Genomic DNA, 20,659 nt, shown 5'->3' with positions numbered 1-20,659 from the left:
AGAAAAAATTTATCAAAAAGAATTCGAGAGTATTGATTTGTATTTCGTGATTTTTGAGATTAACTTTGTTTCATGAATCCAACTTCTTTAGCCCTTCAAATCCAGACCTTGCCAGACAATCCTGGTGTGTACCAATATTACGACAAGGAAGGCAAGATTTTGTATGTAGGAAAGGCTAAGAATTTAAAGAAAAGAGTTTCTTCGTATTTCAATAAAATTCACGATACGGCCAAAACCAATGTATTGGTTAAGAAAATTGTAACCATCAAACACATTGTAGTTCCTACCGAAACTGATGCACTTTTACTAGAAAACAATCTGATAAAAACCATGCAACCCCGTTATAATGTGTTGCTACGTGACGACAAGAGTTATCCGTGGTTGTGCATCAAGAAAGAACCTTTTTCACGCATATTTGCTACTCGAAGAATGGTCAAAGACGGATCGGAATATTTTGGTCCCTACACGAGTTTTAAGACGGTTTCTACCATATTAGAATTAATAAAAGAATTGTATCCACTACGCACGTGCAACTATGATTTAAGTAAGAGCAACATCGATAGTGGAAAATTTAAGGTGTGTCTCGAATACCATATTGGAAATTGCATGGGGCCTTGTGAAGGACATGAAACCATAGAAAATTACCAAAAGCAAGTCGATGCGATTCGCGAAATTCTGAAAGGAAATTTCAAAGAAAGCATGAAGGATTTTAAGCGTGTCATGACGGATCTGGCACTGAACATGCATTTTGAAGAAGCTCAAAAAATCAAAGAGAAAATTGAAATTTTGGAGAACTACCAATCCCGTTCTACGATTGTCAATCCGAAAATTACCAATATTGATGTCTTTTCGATAGTTTCTGATGAAAGTGCAGCCTATGTCAACTTCTTGCAAATTTCCCACGGTTCCATCATTCGATCCCACACTATGGAAATCAAAAAAAAGCTCGACGAAACCGATGAGGAATTACTAGAACTAGCTATTATTGAGTTGCGCGAACGTTTTCAATTACTGTCCCGTGAGGTAATTGTTCCCTTTCACGTAGACTTGGGTGAGAATATAAAAATTACGGTTCCTCAATTGGGAGACAAAAAGCAAATTCTAGATTTGTCTGTTCGTAACGCTAAGTTTTACCGCATCGAGCAGCTCAAACAACTGCAAATTGTAGATCCAGATCGCCATACCAAAAGGATTATGGCCCAAATGCAAAAAGACTTGCGTTTGCCCGTAGAGCCTAGACATATTGAATGTTTTGATAACTCAAATATTCAGGGGACCAATCCTGTTGCGGCATGTGTGGTATTTAAGGATGGAAAACCAAGTAAGAAAGACTACCGCCACTTTAATATAAAAACAGTCGAAGGGCCAGATGATTTTGCTTCGATGACCGAAGTAGTTTACAGAAGATACAAACGATTGTTAGACGAAAACCAACCCTTGCCCAATCTAATCATCATCGATGGTGGAAAAGGACAATTATCATCGGCGTTAAAAAGCATTGATGAATTGGGATTGCGAGGCAAAATAGCCATTATCGGTATTGCCAAAAGGCTCGAAGAGCTTTTTTATCCAGGAGATTCAATCCCGCTGTATTTAGATAAAAAATCTGAAACCCTCAAGATCATCCAGCAATTGCGGAACGAGGCGCACCGTTTTGGGATCACGCATCACCGCGATCAGCGGAGCAAAGCGGCGCTTAATTCTTCGATAGAATCTATCCCGGGCATTGGAGAAAAAACCATGCTTACTTTGATTCAGCACTTTAAAAGTGTTAAAAGATTGAAATTAGCAACAGAAAAGGAAATTTCGGACGTTATAGGTAGTTCCAAAGCCAAAAAAATTGTCGAATTTTACAATACAAACTAGTTTTTTTATGAGCCTATTCCAGCTGTGCGTTTCAAGCTTTCTGCAACACTTCTTTTTTTTTACTAAAAAAAAAGGAGCTTCTAGGGTCGCTCTTTTTTTTCAAGAAAAAATAGAAGTGTCGCTATCAAGGCTTTTTACTTCTATCTGGGGCTTTAGATTATATTCAAAAGTGCTATTTCCTACTATTCTGGTTTATCTATTCACATTTATCTTTCTTACGCAAAGCACCTTGGCACAAGACCAAAAAAAACCTAAAATAGGGTTGGTCTTAAGTGGCGGTGGTGCAAAAGGATTTGCTCACATTGGCGTTTTAAAAGTTTTAGAAGAAGCGGGAGTCCAGATTGATTATATAGGTGGAACCAGCATGGGTGCCGTTGTGGGAGGGCTTTACGCATCTGGGTACAACGCCAGTCAAATTGATTCTATTTTTCAAACAACTAATTTTGATGAGTTGCTAAACGATTTTATTCCACGTTCTTCAAAGAATTTTTATGAACGTAGAAATGAGGCGCTGTATGCACTGGTTTTGCCTTTTAATAAAATGAAAATCGGAATTCCAGAAGCCTTATCCAAAGGAATGTATAATTACAATTTGTTGAGTAGAATCACTAGAAATTCAAGACACATAAAGGATTTTAATAAACTTCCAATTCCGTTTTTATGTATCGGAACAAATATAGAAACTGGAGAACAAGTGGTGTTGAATAAAGGAAATTTGGCCCAAGCAATGATTGCAAGTTCAGCATTTCCATCGTTGTTTAGCCCTATAGAAATTGACGGTAAACTGCTGGTAGATGGTGGCGTAATTAACAACTATCCTATTGAGGAGGTGCGAAAATTAGGTGCAGATATCATCATAGGAGTCGATGTACAAGACGGTTTATTGGATAGAAGCCAACTTAAAGATGCAACAAAAATTCTAGTACAAATTAACAATCTCAATTCAATAGAGCGAATGCAACGCAATATTGTTGATACCGACATTTACATCAAACCAGATATATCGCAGTACGGTGTGATTTCATTTGATAAAGGAAAAGAAATAATAAGGAAAGGCGAAGAAGCCACATTTGCCGTTTATGAGCAATTAAAAAAAATAGCAGGCAAATCTACTCCATACAAAAAACCAAAACTGATATTACAGTCAGACAGTTTGCAGATAAGAGAAATCAATAGTAACGAACTCGATAACTATACAAAAGAGTATGTCATTGGAAAATTAAAATTTAAGCCCGGAACTAAAACCTGTTATGATGATTTAATTATAGGCATTAATAACATCAATGCTACTCAAAATTTTAGTTCGATTTCGTATTCATTAGATAAAAATAAGAATGAAGATAATTTAAATTTAACACTTACAGAAAATGCCTCAAAAACGTATCTAAAATTTGGGTTGCATTATGATAATTTATTCAAGAGTGCTGTTTTGATTAACCTAACCCACAAGAAAACTTTTTTTAAAAACGACAGAACTTCTCTCGATTTGGTTTTTGGAGACAATATTAGATACAATTTGGATTATTATATTGAGCAGGGTTTTAATTTGAGTTTTGGATTCAAGTCCCAGTTCAATCAATTCAATAGAAATGTAGCCAAAGAAATAAGCAGCCTTGATCTAGGTTCATTAGGCATAAATAGCATCAATGTAGATTTTCAAGATTTAACCAATCAAGCGTATTTTCAATCTTTGTTTGTCAATAAGTTTTTAATAGGTGGAGGAGCTGAATTAAAGTATTTAAAAATTAAATCAGAGACATTGTCAAATGTAAATCCTACTATAGATAACAGTACGTATTTCAGTCTTTTTGGCTACTTGAAATATGATTCTTTTGACAATAAATATTTTCCAAAAAAAGGATGGTGTTTTTCTGGTGACATTCAGTCGTATCTGGTATCTTCTAATTATACAGGAAATTTTCAACCTTTTTCCATAGCAAAAGCAGATGTTGGGGTCGCAGCAACACTTTTTAAAAATGCAACTTTTAAATTCCATACCGATGCAGGTTTTTCATTTGGTAATGAAAGCATTTCATTTTTTAATTTTATTTTAGGGGGTTACGGCTATAATCTTATCAATAATTTTAAATATTTTTATGGATATGATTATTTAAGTATTGCAGCAAACAGTTATATAAAATCAACCGGAACCATTGATTATGAGTTTTATAAAAAAAACCATGTCAATTTTTCGGCAAATTTTGCAAATGTGGGAGACCGTATTTTTGAAAGTGTTGATTGGATTTCAATCCCTAAATATTCTGGTTATGCTGTAGGATATGGTTTAGAGACAATCATTGGGCCTATAGAAATGAAGTATTCATGGTCCCCAGAAAATGCAAAAGGATATACCTGGTTTAGTATTGGGTTTTTGTTTTAATTGTAATGTAATTCAATATTAATTCCGATATTTGTTATCATGAAAACAACTTGGAGCGGTTTATTAGGATATCTGCAATTCCTTATAAAGAGGAATCCTGAATAGATTGTATTTTTTTGATTTAATTAAATAAGTTTAGTTCGGTACAACCATAAACTTGTAAACTTTAACTTTAAACAAAAAAAATCATGCCTTTATACCACAAATTAGGGACCTTTCCCCAAAAAAGACATACACAATTCGAAAAACCAAATGGAGGTTTATATTACGAACAGCTCTTTGGCACCGAAGGATTTCACGGGCATTCCTCATTACTCTATCATGTACATAGACCAACACAAGTCAAAGAAATTCTAAAATCATACTCGGTTGAGCCTAAAATTGCTATTGGTAAAAACATCAAATCATTATTGTTAAAAGGTTTTGAACTAAAACCCGAAGATGATTTTTTAGACAGCCGCATACCCATGTTGGTCAATAAAGATTGTACAATAGGATTGGCTGCTCCAAGACAATCATTGCGCAACTATTTCTATAAAAATGCCGATGCCGATGAAATGATTTTCATCCATAAAGGAAAAGGAAAATTACGCACCATGCTGGGGAACATTCCTTTTGAGTATGGCGATTACTTGATAATTCCTCGCGGAATGATTTACCAAATTGATTTTGATACTGAAGAAAACCGTTTGTTCTATGTAGAATCTTTTGCTCCTTTTTATACCCCAAAAAGATATAAAAACGAATCAGGTCAGCACTTAGAGCATTCTCCTTTTTGCGAGCGTGATTTTATTTTGCCTAACGAATTAGAAACACATGACGAAAAAGGAGATTTCCTGATTAAAATAAAAAAAGAAGGCATGATGCACGAGGTGGTTTATGCCACACATCCCTTTGACGTAGTAGGTTGGGACGGGTACAATTTCCCATACGGCTTTAGCATTCACAATTTTGAGCCTATTACAGGTCGTGTGCATCAGCCACCACCAGTACATCAAACCTTCGAAACAGCTACTTTCGTTGTGTGTTCGTTCTGTCCAAGACTGTATGACTACCACCCAAAATCTATTCCAGCACCTTACAATCATAGCAATATTGATAGTGATGAGGTTTTGTATTATGTAGATGGCGATTTTATGTCTCGCAACAATATTGAGCAAGGTCACATTACATTGCATCCCAAAGGCATTCCTCACGGACCTGCACCAGGAGCTATGGAACGCAGTATAGGTCACACGGAAACCCACGAACTAGCGGTAATGGTAGATACATTTCGTCCTTTGATGGTCACCGAAGAGGCGATGGGATTAGATGACGGTCAGTACTATAAATCTTGGGTAGAGTAATAAGGAGCTATTTCCTGTCTCGTCCTAAAAGACGAGATTACATTTTTTTTTTGGGTTAAAAAAACCTCAAAAAAGGATTTTCACTTTTATCAGGGCTAGGGCTTTAGAATAATAACAACTTTTTTTTAAATTAATAAATCCGTGTACATCTGTTTTATCCGCGTCATCCGCGTTCCAAAACGAGAAGTGCCGAATCAAAAAATAAATCACAATGAGCAAAGAAGTAAAATCAGTAGAATACGGACTAGAAAAAATATTTGAAGGCGCACAAGATTTCCTTCCGTTACTAGGAACCGATTATGTAGAATTCTACGTAGGAAACGCAAAGCAATCCGCACATTATTATAAAACTGCTTTCGGGTATCAGTCTTTGGCGTATGCCGGATTAGAAACCGGAGTACGAGATAGAACATCGTATGTGTTAAAACAAGATAAAATTCGCATCGTGCTTACTACGCCATTAACGCAAGATTCGCCTATTCACGACCATTTGAGAAAACATGGCGATGGTGTAAAAGTAGCAGCGCTATGGGTAGAAGATGCAACAAGTGCGTACGAAGAAACGATGAAACGTGGTGCCCGTTCTTTTATGGAGCCAACGGTAGAGAAAGATGAATTTGGAGAAGTAGTACGTTCCGGAATTTATACCTACGGCGAAACGGTGCATATTTTTGTGGAGCGCAAAAATTATACGGGCGTTTTCCTACCTGGCTACAAGGAATGGAAATCCGATTACAATCCGGAACCAACTGGATTAAAGTATATTGATCACATGGTAGGAAATGTGGGTTGGAACGAAATGAATACTTGGGTTAAGTTTTATGAAGAAGTAATGGGATTTGTAAATTTCCTCTCTTTTGATGACAAACAAATCAATACGGAATATTCAGCATTGATGAGTAAAGTAATGTCAAACGGAAACGGTAGAATCAAATTCCCAATCAACGAACCTGCCGAAGGAAAGAAAAAATCACAAATTGAGGAATACCTTGACTTTTATGGCGGACCTGGAATTCAGCATATCGCTATTGCAACAGATGATATTATCAAAACGGTATCGCAATTGAAAGCAAGAGGGATCGAATTTTTATCTGCTCCGCCACATACGTATTATGAAGCTATACCGGAGCGTCTTGGTGCGCATATGGGAATGATGAAAGAAGATATTAACGAAATTGAAAAACTAGCCATCATGGTCGATGCTGATGAGGACGGGTATTTATTGCAAATATTTACCAAGCCAGTACAAGATAGACCAACTTTGTTTTTTGAAATTATTCAAAGAATGGGTGCCAAAGGGTTTGGTGCAGGAAACTTTAAAGCTCTTTTTGAGTCAATTGAGAGAGAACAGCAATTGCGAGGAACGTTATAAAAAAGCATTATTTTTACATATTGTGAAAAAATAACCAATAAGCAACCTATTTCTTGGTAAATGTTGTGTTAAACTTTATTTTTCGCTAAAATAACTGAATTTGTTAGCTACCTTTGCACTCGCAAAAAGAGAAGGGGTGGTTTCCTTCCTGATTTCATATAAATTTCATAGTTTATAGTTTTTTGGTTAGTTAATAGCATAAAAACTCAGTCATTACTTGACTGAGTTTTTTTGTTTTAATATATTTGGAATAAAATTTGCTTATACAATCAATAAATTGACAAAAAAAATAATGAAAAAACTGATTTTATTTTTTGTATTGATACTAACAGCAAGTTTTGATACTCCCCAAGAAGATGCTTACGCTGCTGGCGAATGGTTTAAGTTTAGAATTCATTATGGAATTGTGAACGCCGGTTACGCTACTTTAGAAGTAAAAGATGCTACACTCAATAACAAAAAAACTTTTCACGTAGTAGGGAAAGGCTATACCACAGGAATGTCTCGATTTTTTTTTAAAGTCGACGATTTGTATGAAAGCTACATTGATAAGGATACCAGAAATCCGTATCAGTTTGTTCGAAAAATCAATGAAGGCGGTTATACCAAAAACCAAGAAGGATTTTTTAATCAGGCTGCAAACAAAGTTCTTGTTAAGGATTATAAAAACAAAAAAGAAAAAACACTTTTTGTTCCAAAAAACACGCAAGATATTTTATCTACGTTCTATTATTTAAGAAATTATCCTGGAATTGACAAACTAAAAGTAGGTGAGTCAGTTGCAATCGATATGTTTTTTGATGATGAAACAACAAAATTTAAACTCAAATTTATGGGTCGTGAAACCATTGCTACTAAATTTGGTAACGTGTCTACTATGGTTTTTAGACCTTTAGTACAATCAGGACGAGTGTTTAAAGAACAAGAGAGTTTAACGGTTTGGATTTCTGATGACGATAATAAATTGCCCATTAGGATAAAAGCCAGCCTAGCAGTAGGATCCATAAAAGCAGATATAGAAGCCTATAGAGGACTGAAAAATCCTTTTAAAACAAACAAATAATGAACGACAATGCTACTTCGGAGGCGATTTTAAAAGAAATTGAAACTAAATACCAAGCAATTAATCAAAAAACAGAAACGCAGCTGGAAGGGTTATTATGGTCAAAACCAATTACCTATTGGGATTACATTCAAACCGATGCTTTACTGAATTTGCAAATACAAAGAACCACTCTTCCCGATGAGATGGTTTTTATTATGTATCACCAAGTCAACGAATTGATTTTTAAAATGATACTTTGGGAAATGCGCCAAATTTCCTATTGTGAAAATATTCAAACTGATTTTTTTACAGAAAGATTAATGCGAATCAGTCGCTATTTTGATATGCTAACCAATTCTTTTAGCATTATGGGTGACGGAATGGAAGTAGACCAGTATATGAAATTTAGAAATACGCTTACTCCTGCAAGTGGTTTTCAAAGTGCGCAGTACCGTTTAATAGAATTTTCATCTACAGACCTAATAAATCTTATAGATCACCGTTATAGAGATTCGATAGATAGAAACACACCGTATGAATTTGCACTAGAGCATTTGTATTGGCAAGCAGCCGGAAAAGAATATCATACGGGTAAAAAATCGTTTCTTTTGGAAGAGTTTGAAAGAAAATACAAGACGCTATTTCTAAATCACATGGAAGAATACAACACCATCAATATTTGGCAAAAATTCAAACAACTTCCAGATGTAGATCAAAAAAATCCTGAACTAATAAATGCCATGCGCCATTATGATCACACGGTAAATATAACTTGGGTAATGCAACATTTGAATACTGCAAAAAAATATATTGAACAAAGCGGTAAAGGTGATGGTGAAGCAACTGGTGGAAGTGACTGGAAAAAATACATGCATCCAAAATATCAGAAGAGAATTTTTTTTCCTGAACTGTGGAGTAGCCATGAATTAAAAAACTGGGGAGTAGAAATGTAGATTGAATTAAAAAAAACGATTTGAAACAAATATTCATAGTTATAACTATACTTTTTTCTTTGGTTTCATGTAAAAAGACGGAAGAAATAACAGCAGAAAAAGTAGTCAAACGTGCTCCTAAAAAAAGTGAATTTGGTTTTGTTTATTCTGATTTTAATGTGGTTCATGATACCGTGGCAAAAGGAGATACCTTTGGAACTTTATTGGAGGAACAAAACATTGGAAATCGACAAGTATATGATATTATTGCAAAAGTAAAGGATAGTTTTGATGTGAGAACCATCAGAATAAAAAAGCCTTTTACGATGCTTCGATCCAAAAACAAGAAGAATGATTTACAGGTTTTTATCTACCAACCGGATAATTTGAGCTATTATGTGGTTGATTTTAGAGATATGGCTGTAACTGTTTATAAAAAAATAAAACCAATCACCATAAAACGTCGATCCATTGGCGGAGTTCTCAAGGAATCATTATCTGAAACTTTAGGGAATGCTAGAATTGAAGGTGCTCTAGCCAGTAAAATAACAAAAATCTATGCCTATTCTATTGATTTCATGAAGCTCAAAAAAGGGGATCGTTTTGCGCTAATTTTTACGGAGCGATTCATTAATGATACCGTGTATGATGGCGTAGAGGAACTAGAAGCTTCTTTTTTTGAATACAAAGGAAAAATTATTTATGCTTTTCCTTTTGTTCAAAATGCCACATCAGGTAAAGTAGATTATTATGACGAGCAAGGGAAAACACTTAAAAATTTCTTTCTGAAGTCACCTATAAAATTCAGTAGAATTTCTTCTCGGTTTTCTACGAGTAGATTTCATCCGGTACAGCACCGCTGGAAAGCGCACAAGGGAACGGATTATGCGGCACCTCGGGGCACTCCCATAGCCGCTACGGCAGGTGGAGTTGTAGAGCAAAGCGGTTTTACAGCCGGAAATGGAAATTTTGTAAAAGTAAAACATAACGGAACTTTTTCGACACAGTACCTGCACATGTCTAAAATACTTGTGAGACGAGGGCAACGTGTCAGTCAAGGACAAGTTATTGGTTTAGTAGGAAGTACTGGTCTTGCCACTGGTCCTCATGTGTGCTATCGCTTTTGGAAAAATGGTGTTCAAGTTGATGCCTTGCGATTAAAATTGCCAACTGGAGAACCTATGACGGGAAGCAATAAAAGAAATTTTATGAATAAAATCTCTCCACTGAAATTCGAATTGGACAGTCTTGCAAATCTATAACCGTATCCATCAACACTCGAGTTAGAACTTATTTTGGTAAACACGTAGTCATTTGATTTCAGCGGTAAATGAATAGTATCTGATGGTTTTCTTAGTAAATTGTGATATTAATCAAAACACATTTAGCGTTAAAACTAATTTCAGTATTTTTGCCGAATTAAAATAATATTACAAACTACCTATTAAATGGCTTTACATACAATAAATCCAATAACAACTAGTGCTTGGAAGAAACTGGAATTGCATTACAACGAAATGCAAAATGCGTCTATGCAAGAAATGTTTCTGTTGGATGCAAACAGAACAGATAAATTTAATTTAAAATGGAATGAATTTTTACTGGATTATTCAAAAAACATAATCAATCAAGAAACGATTCAGCTATTGTTGGAATTGGCTGATGAAGTAGGACTCAAAAGTGCTATTACTGATTATTTTGATGGAGCAATCATTAATCAAACCGAAAACAGAGCCGTGCTTCATACTGCATTGCGTGCAAAGGAATCCCAAACAATAAAAGTGGATGGAGTTAATGTAGTTCCAGAAGTTTATGGAGTAAAAAATAAAATAAAAGCTTTTTCACATGAAGTTATTTCGGGTTCAAGAACCGGTTTTACTGGGAAGCGTTTTACAGATGTTGTCAATATAGGAATTGGAGGGTCAGATTTAGGGCCTGCAATGGCAGTTGAAGCATTGCAATTTTATAAAAATAATCTCAATATTCATTTCGTTTCTAATGTGGATGGTGACCATGTAAATGAAATTATAAAAAAACTAAATCCAGAAACAACACTTTTTGTGATTGTCTCCAAGACTTTTACAACACAAGAAACATTAACCAATTCTGAAACTATCAGGAAATGGTTTTTATCTCAGGAATTTGGTACAAGCCAAGACGATGTAGCGAAACATTTTGTTGCAGTTTCCACAAATATTGAAAAGGTAACCAAGTTTGGAATAAATCCAGATAATGTTTTCCCGATGTGGGATTGGGTAGGCGGACGTTTTTCTTTATGGAGTGCGGTCGGATTAACAATTAGTCTAGCTGTTGGCTATGATAATTTTGAGGAACTATTAGAAGGAGCTAATGAAATGGATACGCATTTTAAAACGGCTGATTTCGATAAAAATATGCCAGTTATATTGGCATTATTGAGTGTATGGTACAATAATTTCTTTGGTGCCGAAAGTGAAGCCTTAATTCCGTACACACAATATTTGCAGAAATTAGCGCCTTATTTACAACAGGGAACCATGGAGAGCAATGGCAAAAGTATAGGTCGCGATGGGAAACCAGTACAGTACCAAACAGGAACTATTATTTGGGGCGAGCCAGGAACAAATGCGCAACACGCCTTTTTTCAGTTGATACACCAAGGCACAAAATTAATCCCAGCTGATTTTATAGGTTTTGTAAATCCTTTGTATGGAGACACAGACCATCATGATAAATTAATGTCTAACTTTTTTGCTCAAACAGAGGCATTGCTGCATGGCAAATCTGCTGCTGTAGTTCAAGCTGAATTTCAAAAGCAAGGAATCTCACAGGAGGAAGCGAAGTTTCTGCTGCCGTTTAAAGTTTTTGTGGGTAACAAACCGACGAATACCATACTGATTGATACATTAGCACCAAAAACGATAGGCTCCTTGATTGCAGTGTATGAACATAAAATTTTTGTGCAAGGAATTATCTGGAATATCTTTAGCTTTGATCAGTGGGGTGTTGAACTCGGAAAGCAGCTTGCAAACTCTATTTTGGAGGAAATTAATACAAATACAATTCAAAACCATGATAGCTCTACTTCTTTCTTATTGAATCATTTTTTGAAGAATAAAAAGAGCTAAAAAATCGTTTTTTTTATAAAATAACGCTTGATTTTTAGTTTCATGACGTTTTTTTAATTTACAGCGGTTCTTCTAGAAACCTGATTTTACTTAAATCAGGTTTTTTTATGTCTAAGTGGCTCTAATGTAGTAGTTTTAAAAAAAACCATCATTATTTTTAAATAGATATAATTCAGTAATAAATGATAATAATGCATCGAAAATAAATTTTGATTGATGTAATCTCATCTTTTTTTTTAAAAAAACTCTTAAATCATTTTAAGTCGATTTTAGATAAATAAAAAAAGTCGATTCTTAACGTTGCGTTAACTTATTCAAACAAAAATGTTATATTTTTGCCAAATATTTTTAAACTAAACAAAAAAGCAAAAATGAAAAGAATTATTTTTATTTTGATTATTTTTTTATCAGTTCTCGGTCATGCGCAGGTAACAACATCTGCAATGTCTGGGATAGTTAAATCAAACACTGGTGAGGTTTTGCCTGGAGCATCAGTTATGGTGGTTCACAAACCTACAGGCTCGAAGTATTTTTCTACTACTGGTTATGACGGTGGATATTCAGTTCAAGGGCTAAGACCTGGAGGACCTTATACAGTAACAGTAACATATGTAGGTTTTAAAACTACTGAGATAACAGAAATCAATGCGCCTTTGGGAAGTAACCTAAGTGTAAATGTGGTTGTACAAGAGTCTTCAAATGCTTTGAAAGAAGTGGTAATTGTATCTACTAAATCTAATGGAGCATTTAATAAAGGAAAAACAGGAGCATCTCAGCAATTTTCTAACAGAGAATTGACAGCTATTCCGGTAACAGGAGCTAGATCAATTAACTCTATCACAAAATACAATGCGAATGCTGGTGGTGGAGGTTCTTTTGGAGGACAAGATTCAAGATTAAACAACTTTACTATAGACGGATCGGTGTTTAATAATGGTTTTGGACTTGGATCTGACGCTCAAGCGGGAGGAAGAACGGGTTCAACAGCAATTTCTTTAGACGCAATCGAACAATTGCAAGTAAGTGTTGCTCCTTTTGATGTTCGCCAATCTGGTTTTACAGGAACTGGTATTAATGGTGTAACTAGAAGTGGTACAAATGAAATTGAAGGATCTGTTTATACATCTACAAGAAGCAATAAAAAAGAGTTTGTAGGAACTAAAGCTGGACAAACTAGAATTGTACCTGCTAAATTTGAAGAGAACATTTGGGGAGCTAGAGTTGGTGCGCCAATCATAAAAGATAAATTATTTTTCTTTGGTAACTTCGAAACAATAAACAATATTAGTCCAGCAACAACATGGACTTCTACAGGTTCTCCGCAACCAAGTGGTCAAGTATCTGCTCCTACATTTCAACAAATGCAGACACTTTCAAATTTTCTACAAGAGAAATTTAATTATACTACAGGTCCATGGGAAAATTATGATGCTGAAAGAATATCTAAAAAATTCTTAGCTAAAATTGACTGGAACATAAATGACAACAATAAATTTTCTATTCGTTATGTGCATCATGATTCTTCTTCTGATGAATTGACTTCTAATTCAAATACTTTAGGATTTGGTAACAGAGTAAGGAACGTTAACTCTATGTCTTTCAAAAATTCTGGATACACAATACAAGATAATACACGATCTATTGTTGTGCAATTAGATAGTAAATTGTCTAATTCATGGAGTAATAACTTTATTGGAGGGTATGACAAACAAATAGAAGATAGAGGTTTAATAGGAGGAGGTTTGTTTCCAACTATTGATATTAAAAACGGTACAGCACCTGCAGCTGGAGGTGCAGTAGGTAACTTAAACTTTATTTCTGCAGGTTTGGATCCTTTCACACAAGGAAATTTATTGAACTATTCAACATTACACTTTACAAATAATTTGACTAAGACCATAGGAAAACACTCTTTATTATTTGGAGCAAACTATGAGCATTTTAAGTCAAGTAATTTATTTTTCTCAGGTTCTAATGGGGTGTTTATTTTCAACTCTTTAGATGAATTTTATAGTGCTGCAAATGAATCTATTGCCTTGAATGGAGCTCCTTCGGTAAATAACTTGCCTGTAAGAACTCAGTTTAGATATTCTGCTGTTCCAGGCGGAGTAGATCCATTCCAAATCTTAAAATCGGATAAAATTGATTTATATTTTCAAGATGATTTTAAAGTTAGCGATCAATTAAAAGTGACTATGGGTATCAGAGCAACAAGAGTTTCTTTCCAAGACACTGCATTAGAGAATCCTATCGTTACTGGTTTAACTTTTGCTGACGGAGCAAAATTCAATACAGGTGACATGCCTAATACTCAGTATCTTTTTGAGCCAAGAGTTGGTTTCAATTTAGATGTGACTGGTGATGCAAAAACAATAGTTCGTGGAGGTTCAGGATTATTCTCAGGAAGACCACCATTAGTGTTTTTATCTAATGCAATTGGTAATAACGGAGTTCTTACTGGTTTAGTTGATGCAACTGATTCTAATGTTGGTGCTGGAAAATATGGTTTTACTGTAAACCCAAGTCAGTATTTTACGCCGTCAACGCCTACTTTGCCTGCTACAATAGATTTAGCATTTACGGATAAAAATTACAAGTTCCCACAGGTTTGGAAAACTACGGTAGCCTTAGATCAAAAATTACCTTTTGGTTTCATAGGTACTATTGAAGGTATTTTTAGTAAGAACATCAATGAGACGGCATATTCTAATGTGAATTTTGAAAATCCAGTAGGAACGCTTAATGGTCCTGACAGAAGACCTTTATATAATGTGAGTGATAATGGATTACGTATCAATAACAATGTAATCAATGCTATCTTATTAAGTAATACTGATAAAGGTTATTTTTATTCTACGACTGTTAAGTTAGAGTATCCTTATAAAAAAGGATTATGGGGTTCATTTGCTTATACGCATTCAGAGGCTAAAGATTTATTGTCTCCAGGATCAACAGCATCAGGAAGTTGGAATGGAGTTCGTTCTATCAACGGTAATAATGATCAACAATTAAGTTTGTCTAACAATAACACACCACACAGAATGGTGGGTATATTAGGGTACAAAATTCAATATGGTGGTAAATTTGGAGCTGCAACGTCAATCAATTTAGGATATATTGGTGAGCAATCTAGTTCTTTTAGTTATACATATGGAGGTGATTTAAACGGAGACCGTGGAAATCAGAATGATTTGTTATTCGTGCCTAATAAAGCTAGTGATTTGCGTTTTGTTCCAATTACTCAAACTTTAGGGGGATCTTCTATTGTTTTATACACTGTAGCAGAACAAGAAGAGGCTTTTGAAAAATACGTTAATCAGAACCAGTATTTGTCTTCAAAAAGAGGTCAGTACGTAGATAGAAATGAGAATTTATTACCTATGTTACACAGAGTTGATTTGTCTGTTACACAAGATTTCTCTATTAAAATTGGAGGTAAAAAGAATAGTTTCCAGTTTAGAGCTGATATCTTAAACTTTACTAATTTAGTGAATCGTTCATGGGGAGTTTCGCAAAGAAGCACAGTATCAAACGGTGCTTTGTTAGTTGTAGCGCAAACACCAAGTTCTGCTAATAATTTCATACCAGGATATCAAATGGCTTTTCAAACGGATAATCAAGGAAGAAGATTTTTAGCTAAAGATACTTTCCAAAAAAATGCATCTTTATCTGATGTTTGGCAAGCTCAATTTACATTAAGATATACTTTCGGAAACTAATAAATTTTATAATTACAATCACACAATACACAAAACATTTAATAAAAAAAATCATGAAAATAAGAAATCAAATTTTGTCTTTTGTAGCCATTTTAGTTGTTGCACTTATGACTTTTTCTTGCTCTACAGATGAGCCAAAAGAGGTTACACCTTTTAAATCTATAGTTGACATTGCAAAAGCAGATCCTACAAATTTTAGTATCTTAGTTGATGCGTTAAAGAAAACGGGTTTAGAGGCGACTCTAACTAGTGCTGGATCGTATACTGTTTTTGCTCCAACTAATGCTGCTTTTACAGCCGCTGGTTATACTAGCGCAGGAATTAACGCATTGACTGCACCAGCAGATAATGTTGCAATTGCTAACTTACGATTGATCTTGCAAAATCATGTAGTTGGTATTGGTACAAAATCAGACGATCTATTAGCTGCTGGATATACAAGAACTTTTGCCTCTGTAAGGGTTCCATCATCAGGAACTACATCTTTAAACTTAAACGTTTTTGTAAATACTGTTGGTACTGACGTTTTGGTAAATGGAGGTGTTGCTAATGGAGGTGCTAAAGTTACTACTGCTAACATTGTAGCAAGTAATGGATTGATACATGTTGTTAATGGTGTTATTTTATTGCCAACAATTGTTAATCATATTAAAGCAAACCCAAATTTATCTTCTTTATTGGGAGTAGTTACATCTGCTCCTCAGGCTTCAGTTTTAGCTACACTTACTGGTGCTACTGCTGCTGCTCCAATCACAGTTTACGCTCCAGACAACGGTGCATTTACAGCTGCGACTGCAACAGGTGGATACCTAGTAGGTAAAACGGATGCTCAAGTAACTTCTATCTTAAGATATCATTTAGAAAATGGAAACAGAACTTCAAGTTCAGCAACTTCATTTACTTCATCTACTGCAACTACAGATGTCTCTGTTACTACTTTATTTACTCCTAATAAATTTACAATTTTATTAGGTACAGTTAAAATTAAGGATGTCGTTGGTACAACTAACGGGACCATTAAAACTGTTAATATTCAAGGAACTAATGGAGCAATACACGTTATTGATAAAGTGTTGCAACCTTTTATGTAAGATTCAAGAATACCTATTACAAAGGCTGTCTAAAGTATTTAGACAGCCTTTTTTATTTTAAACTGTGAGCACTTTTGAGATTTAGTGGTTTTTTTTATGGCTTTTTTTCTTATATTTGTTTAAACAAAAACAACATTTATGTATAATTTTATTCAAAAATTCCATTCTGGATGGGCTTATCTTGCTCTTTTAATATTGGTTATTGCAGTGGTAAATTCTTTAATTGGGATGTCTTCAAAAAAAGAGTTCACATTAAAAGATAGAAAAATCGCATTGTCTGCTTTAATAGCGATTCACATTCAGTTTTTAGTAGGTATCATTTTATATTTTGTTTCTCCAAATGGATTGCAAATGATAAAAGCAGTTGGTATGGGAGGCCTTACAACAGAAAGTAGATTATTAGCATTGGAGCATCCGTTAATCAATATTATTGCTATTACATTAATTACGATAGGTTGGTCCAAGCATAAAAAACTTTTGACTAGTGAATCAAAATTTAAAACTTTCTCTATTTTTTATGGTTTGGGATTAGTTCTGATTTTAAGTAGGATTCCTTGGAAAATTTGGTTGTAAAATCGAATCAAAGCTCTAGAAATAGAGCTTTTTTTATCAGGGTATGGTTTTTGTAAAATAGGCTTAACAAATACATTAAATATGAAAAAAGCAATAACGATATTTTTTTTACTGGCCAGTATTGCCTTTGTCAGTAGTCAAAGCACAAACTTAGAAAAACAAAAAGCAGTTACTCAAAAAGATACGCTCAAGAAAAACAAAGTGGCAATTGAACTTGAGGAAAGTAAAACAGATTCTTTGCTTGCGTCATTAGGTAAATTTAAAATCTATAAAAAAGAAGCTCATGCCTCCTATTATGCCGATAAATTTAATGGAAGACGCACTACAAGCGGAAGAAAATTTGACAACAACAAATATACCGCAGCCCATAAAAAACTTCCTTTTGGAACTAAAGTAAAGGTGACTAATGAAAAAAATGGCAAGTCTGTGATTGTAGAAATTACCGATAGAGGTCCATTCGTTAAATCTAGAGAAATCGACCTTTCTAAAAGATCTTTTATGGACATTACCTCCAACAAAAATAGTGGTGGAATGAAAGTAACAATAGCAGTACTAAATAATTAGATTACCAATTTTTGTAAGGATGCTTACTCAAATAAGCGTTGTAATAGCGGTTAAGATGGGTTACTTCTTCACCCAGCCAAATAGGTTTTTTAAAAGTTTCCGTTTCAGAACTAAGTTCAATTTCTGCGACAATCAATCCTTCATTTTCGCCATAAAACTCATCGACCTCATAAATATGAGAGCCAGATTTGATTTCAAAACGGGTTTTGTCAATAACACCTTTTTCGCATAACAATAATAATTCCTTTGCCTCGGATAAAGGAATTTCTTTTTCCCATTCAAATCGAGACATACCGGAATCATTTGAAATTCCTTTTATGGTCAAATATCCTTTTTCGCCTTTTATTCGTACTCGAACCGTGCGTTCCGGGACCAAACTTAAATAGCCTTGTGCAATTTGATTTTGAGCAAAAGCTGCTGCCTTAAACGAATCGTCTGTAACCAAAAATTTTCTTTCTATTTCAATCATGTTTGTTTTGTTTGATTATTTAAAGCTTTTCCAGCTATTCGTTTCAATTTCTCAATCATAAAACTTTTTTTCTTTTTTAAAAAAGGAGCTTCTTGGGGCGCTCTTTTCTAAAAGAAAAAATAGTATTTTTCAATCGAAGATTTCACTGCTATCTGGGCTAAAACACTTTTCGATTTTAAACATCAAATGTAGGGATTAATTATAGTTACTTCATTTATGCCTTTTTTATTTTAATAAATTCTTTAAACTGTAGCGATAGTAATGATTAACTTTATAGAGTTTTTTATCTCTTGGTAATAATGTAAATTGTGCTAAAAGCAGTTTAAAAGTTGGATTTATTATTATGTAGTTTAGTAGCAATGTTTAAATATTTTAATTGTTAAAAATTGTGCAATGGTGCACATAATCATACTTAGCAATGAAATAAAACGCAATTACAGATTTCTATACACTCTAAAAAAGAGTAAAATTTTAACATTCAATTAGTTAAAAATTGTAATGCAAGAAGCAAGCCCTAATAGAAAAATCATACACGTTGACATGGATGCCTTTTATGCATCGGTAGAGCAAATGGACAATCCGTTATTGCGTGGCAAACCAATTGCGGTTGGCGGTTCTGAAAACCGAGGTGTAGTTGCTGCCGCAAGTTATGAGGCAAGGAAATTTGGAGTTCGAAGTGCAATTAGTGGCGTTATGGCCAAAAAAAATTGTCCAGAACTCATCTTTGTACGTCCTCGTTTTGATCGGTACAAAGAAATTTCTAGTAAGATCCAAAAGATTTTTTATGAATACACAGATTTAGTAGAGCCCTTATCACTTGATGAAGCGTATCTGGATGTTACGAGCAACAAAAAAGGTAATCTCAGCGCAACACTATTAGCACAAGAAATAAGACAGCGAATTTTTGACGAGGTGGGTTTAACGGCTTCTGCAGGCATATCGGTTAATAAGTTTGTCGCTAAAATAGCCAGTGATTTTAACAAACCAAATGGGCAAAAAACCGTACGTCCAGATGAAGTGCTATCATTCTTAGAGGAATTACCTATTCGAAAATTTTATGGCGTTGGAAAAGTGACAACAGAAAAAATGTACCAACTCGGTATTTTCACAGGAGTAGAGTTGAAAAGTAAATCTTTAGAATTTTTAGAGAAGCATTTTGGGAAATCAGGGACTTTTTATTACAATGTTGTAAGAGGAATTCACAATAGCTTGGTAAAATCAAACCGAATTACCAAATCAGTAGCGGCTGAACATACTTTTGATGTCAACCTCTCCTCTGAAGTTTTCATGATGGAGCAATTGGAAGTCATTGCAATCACATTAGAAAAAAGATTAAAAAAACACAATATAGCAGGTAAAACAGTTACTTTAAAAATTAAATACAGTGATTTTACCCAACAAACACGTAGTAAAACATTACCTTATTTTATTGCAGATAAAACACTTATTGTAGAGGTTGTTAAAGAGTTGTTGTATCAAGAACGAATGAAAGATTCCGTGCGGTTGTTGGGAATTTCTTTGAATAACTTAAACACTGAACAAAAAAAATATGTTGTAGTGCAGCTTAAATTTGACTTTTAAAAGACTATGTACACGTTCAACAAGGGTTAAAGTTTGCTTATTACTATCTTTTCGTTATAATTAAATTTAAATTTGGCTTTTCAAATCAATTTATTATGAATGATTTTAGACAATATGAAGAAGCTATCGCTTTGTATCACAATAAATTAAGTATAAATACTGCTCCAGTTTACTCATGGGATTTTCATAACGATTTCCTGTGTTCTATCAAGAACTTTTTTTTAGATCTAAACAAACTGAATGGAATTGCTTCTAAGAATAAATGGGTTCCTAGTGATTGGGATTTAAAAAATACTCCACAAGACGAAGTGATCATTGTGACGGATGTAAAGTTAAAAATTGTTTTTGCTTCGCATAACATTGTAAATATGAACGGTTATTGCGAAGAAGAAGTTCTAGGTAAAAGTCCCAAAATGTTTCAAGGTGAGGCTACAAATGGTACTACTTCTAATGAAATTCGTAAAGCTATTTTAGAACAAAAACCATTTGAAAAAACAGTTATGAATTATAAAAAAAACGGTGATGTTTATGCCTGTATAATAAAAGGATATCCTGTATTTAACAACAAAGGGGAATTAATCCATTATATAGCCTTTGAAAAAGCTGCTTAAAAC

Annotated in this window: 15 protein-coding genes; 14 read left to right on the top strand and 1 reads right to left on the bottom strand. The window is 34.3% G+C overall.

The window, feature by feature from the left end; genetic code table 11:
- The first annotated feature begins 72 nt into the window (after positions 1-72).
- The 12 genes from uvrC to ACNQGB_RS02460 all read left to right on the top strand — a co-directional run bounded on the left by uvrC (position 73) and on the right by ACNQGB_RS02460 (position 17,995).
- A complete protein-coding gene (gene uvrC / locus ACNQGB_RS02515) occupies positions 73-1,866 on the top strand; it encodes an excinuclease ABC subunit UvrC (protein ID WP_417945390.1) in 1,794 nt (597 codons plus the stop codon).
- Between the two features lie 7 nt (positions 1,867-1,873).
- Positions 1,874-4,246: a patatin-like phospholipase family protein gene (locus ACNQGB_RS02510; protein WP_417945388.1), complete on the top strand. Its 2,373-nt coding sequence runs from the start codon at positions 1,874-1,876 to the stop codon at positions 4,244-4,246.
- 188 nt (positions 4,247-4,434) lie between these two features.
- A complete protein-coding gene (locus ACNQGB_RS02505; RefSeq protein ID WP_417945386.1) occupies positions 4,435-5,592 on the top strand; it encodes a homogentisate 1,2-dioxygenase in 1,158 nt (385 codons plus the stop codon).
- Between the two features lie 211 nt (positions 5,593-5,803).
- The gene (gene hppD, locus ACNQGB_RS02500) at positions 5,804-6,964 is read left to right on the top strand and encodes a 4-hydroxyphenylpyruvate dioxygenase (RefSeq protein WP_417945385.1); all 1,161 of its coding nucleotides are present in this window, start codon (positions 5,804-5,806) and stop codon (positions 6,962-6,964) included.
- A gap of 292 nt (positions 6,965-7,256) precedes the next feature.
- On the top strand, positions 7,257-8,027 hold the full coding sequence (locus tag ACNQGB_RS02495; protein ID WP_417945383.1) for a DUF3108 domain-containing protein: 771 nt from the start codon (positions 7,257-7,259) through the stop codon (positions 8,025-8,027).
- The gene (locus tag ACNQGB_RS02490) at positions 8,027-8,962 is read left to right on the top strand and encodes a tryptophan 2,3-dioxygenase family protein (RefSeq protein WP_417945381.1); all 936 of its coding nucleotides are present in this window, start codon (positions 8,027-8,029) and stop codon (positions 8,960-8,962) included. The genes ACNQGB_RS02495 and ACNQGB_RS02490 overlap by 1 nt, the downstream gene beginning before the upstream one ends.
- Before the next feature lie 20 nt (positions 8,963-8,982).
- Entirely contained in the window at positions 8,983-10,203 is a 1,221-nt protein-coding gene (locus tag ACNQGB_RS02485) for a M23 family metallopeptidase (RefSeq protein WP_417945380.1), read from the top strand.
- A gap of 186 nt (positions 10,204-10,389) precedes the next feature.
- On the top strand, positions 10,390-12,048 hold the full coding sequence (gene pgi / locus ACNQGB_RS02480; protein ID WP_417945378.1) for a glucose-6-phosphate isomerase: 1,659 nt from the start codon (positions 10,390-10,392) through the stop codon (positions 12,046-12,048).
- Positions 12,049-12,419: 371 nt separating this feature from the next.
- Positions 12,420-15,767 carry a TonB-dependent receptor gene (locus ACNQGB_RS02475; protein WP_417945376.1) on the top strand — a complete coding sequence of 1,116 codons (3,348 nt, stop codon included), beginning with the start codon at positions 12,420-12,422 and terminating at the stop codon, positions 15,765-15,767.
- Positions 15,768-15,820: 53 nt separating this feature from the next.
- The gene (locus ACNQGB_RS02470) at positions 15,821-16,858 is read left to right on the top strand and encodes a fasciclin domain-containing protein (protein WP_417945375.1); all 1,038 of its coding nucleotides are present in this window, start codon (positions 15,821-15,823) and stop codon (positions 16,856-16,858) included.
- Positions 16,859-16,996: 138 nt separating this feature from the next.
- Complete coding sequence (locus ACNQGB_RS02465; RefSeq protein ID WP_417945373.1) at positions 16,997-17,431, top strand: hypothetical protein; 435 nt, start codon at positions 16,997-16,999, stop codon at positions 17,429-17,431.
- 81 nt (positions 17,432-17,512) lie between these two features.
- Complete coding sequence (locus ACNQGB_RS02460) at positions 17,513-17,995, top strand: septal ring lytic transglycosylase RlpA family protein (RefSeq protein ID WP_417945371.1); 483 nt, start codon at positions 17,513-17,515, stop codon at positions 17,993-17,995.
- A gap of 1 nt (position 17,996) precedes the next feature.
- Here the strand turns inward: ACNQGB_RS02460 and ACNQGB_RS02455 are convergent, their stop codons facing one another.
- A complete protein-coding gene (locus ACNQGB_RS02455) occupies positions 17,997-18,464 on the bottom strand; it encodes a CYTH domain-containing protein (protein ID WP_417945370.1) in 468 nt (155 codons plus the stop codon).
- 498 nt (positions 18,465-18,962) lie between these two features.
- Between ACNQGB_RS02455 and dinB the strand changes: the two genes are divergently transcribed.
- Positions 18,963-20,045 (top strand): DNA polymerase IV, encoded by a 1,083-nt coding sequence (dinB, locus tag ACNQGB_RS02450; protein ID WP_417945368.1) that lies wholly within the window; start codon positions 18,963-18,965, stop codon positions 20,043-20,045.
- A gap of 95 nt (positions 20,046-20,140) precedes the next feature.
- Positions 20,141-20,656: a PAS domain-containing protein gene (locus ACNQGB_RS02445; RefSeq protein WP_417945367.1), complete on the top strand. Its 516-nt coding sequence runs from the start codon at positions 20,141-20,143 to the stop codon at positions 20,654-20,656.
- The last annotated feature ends 3 nt before the right edge of the window (positions 20,657-20,659 follow it).

This window comes from Flavobacterium frigidum, from assembly GCF_048286795.2.
Note: the sequence above shows the minus strand (reverse complement) of the source record. Positions and strands in the feature narration are given on the sequence as shown.

What these genes read in the sequence shown, in the direction of transcription:
- uvrC (WP_417945390.1), top strand. Translation starts at nt 73, where the DNA reads ATGAATCCAACTTCTTTAGCCCTTCAAATCCAGACCTTGCCAGACAAT.
- ACNQGB_RS02510 (WP_417945388.1), top strand. Translation starts at nt 1,874, where the DNA reads ATGAGCCTATTCCAGCTGTGCGTTTCAAGCTTTCTGCAACACTTCTTT.
- ACNQGB_RS02505 (WP_417945386.1), top strand. Translation starts at nt 4,435, where the DNA reads ATGCCTTTATACCACAAATTAGGGACCTTTCCCCAAAAAAGACATACA.
- hppD (WP_417945385.1), top strand. Translation starts at nt 5,804, where the DNA reads ATGAGCAAAGAAGTAAAATCAGTAGAATACGGACTAGAAAAAATATTT.
- ACNQGB_RS02495 (WP_417945383.1), top strand. Translation starts at nt 7,257, where the DNA reads ATGAAAAAACTGATTTTATTTTTTGTATTGATACTAACAGCAAGTTTT.
- ACNQGB_RS02490 (WP_417945381.1), top strand. Translation starts at nt 8,027, where the DNA reads ATGAACGACAATGCTACTTCGGAGGCGATTTTAAAAGAAATTGAAACT.
- pgi (WP_417945378.1), top strand. Translation starts at nt 10,390, where the DNA reads ATGGCTTTACATACAATAAATCCAATAACAACTAGTGCTTGGAAGAAA.
- ACNQGB_RS02475 (WP_417945376.1), top strand. Translation starts at nt 12,420, where the DNA reads ATGAAAAGAATTATTTTTATTTTGATTATTTTTTTATCAGTTCTCGGT.
- ACNQGB_RS02470 (WP_417945375.1), top strand. Translation starts at nt 15,821, where the DNA reads ATGAAAATAAGAAATCAAATTTTGTCTTTTGTAGCCATTTTAGTTGTT.
- ACNQGB_RS02465 (WP_417945373.1), top strand. Translation starts at nt 16,997, where the DNA reads ATGTATAATTTTATTCAAAAATTCCATTCTGGATGGGCTTATCTTGCT.
- ACNQGB_RS02460 (WP_417945371.1), top strand. Translation starts at nt 17,513, where the DNA reads ATGAAAAAAGCAATAACGATATTTTTTTTACTGGCCAGTATTGCCTTT.
- ACNQGB_RS02455 (WP_417945370.1), bottom strand. Translation starts at nt 18,464, where the DNA reads ATGATTGAAATAGAAAGAAAATTTTTGGTTACAGACGATTCGTTTAAG.
- dinB (WP_417945368.1), top strand. Translation starts at nt 18,963, where the DNA reads ATGCAAGAAGCAAGCCCTAATAGAAAAATCATACACGTTGACATGGAT.
- ACNQGB_RS02445 (WP_417945367.1), top strand. Translation starts at nt 20,141, where the DNA reads ATGAATGATTTTAGACAATATGAAGAAGCTATCGCTTTGTATCACAAT.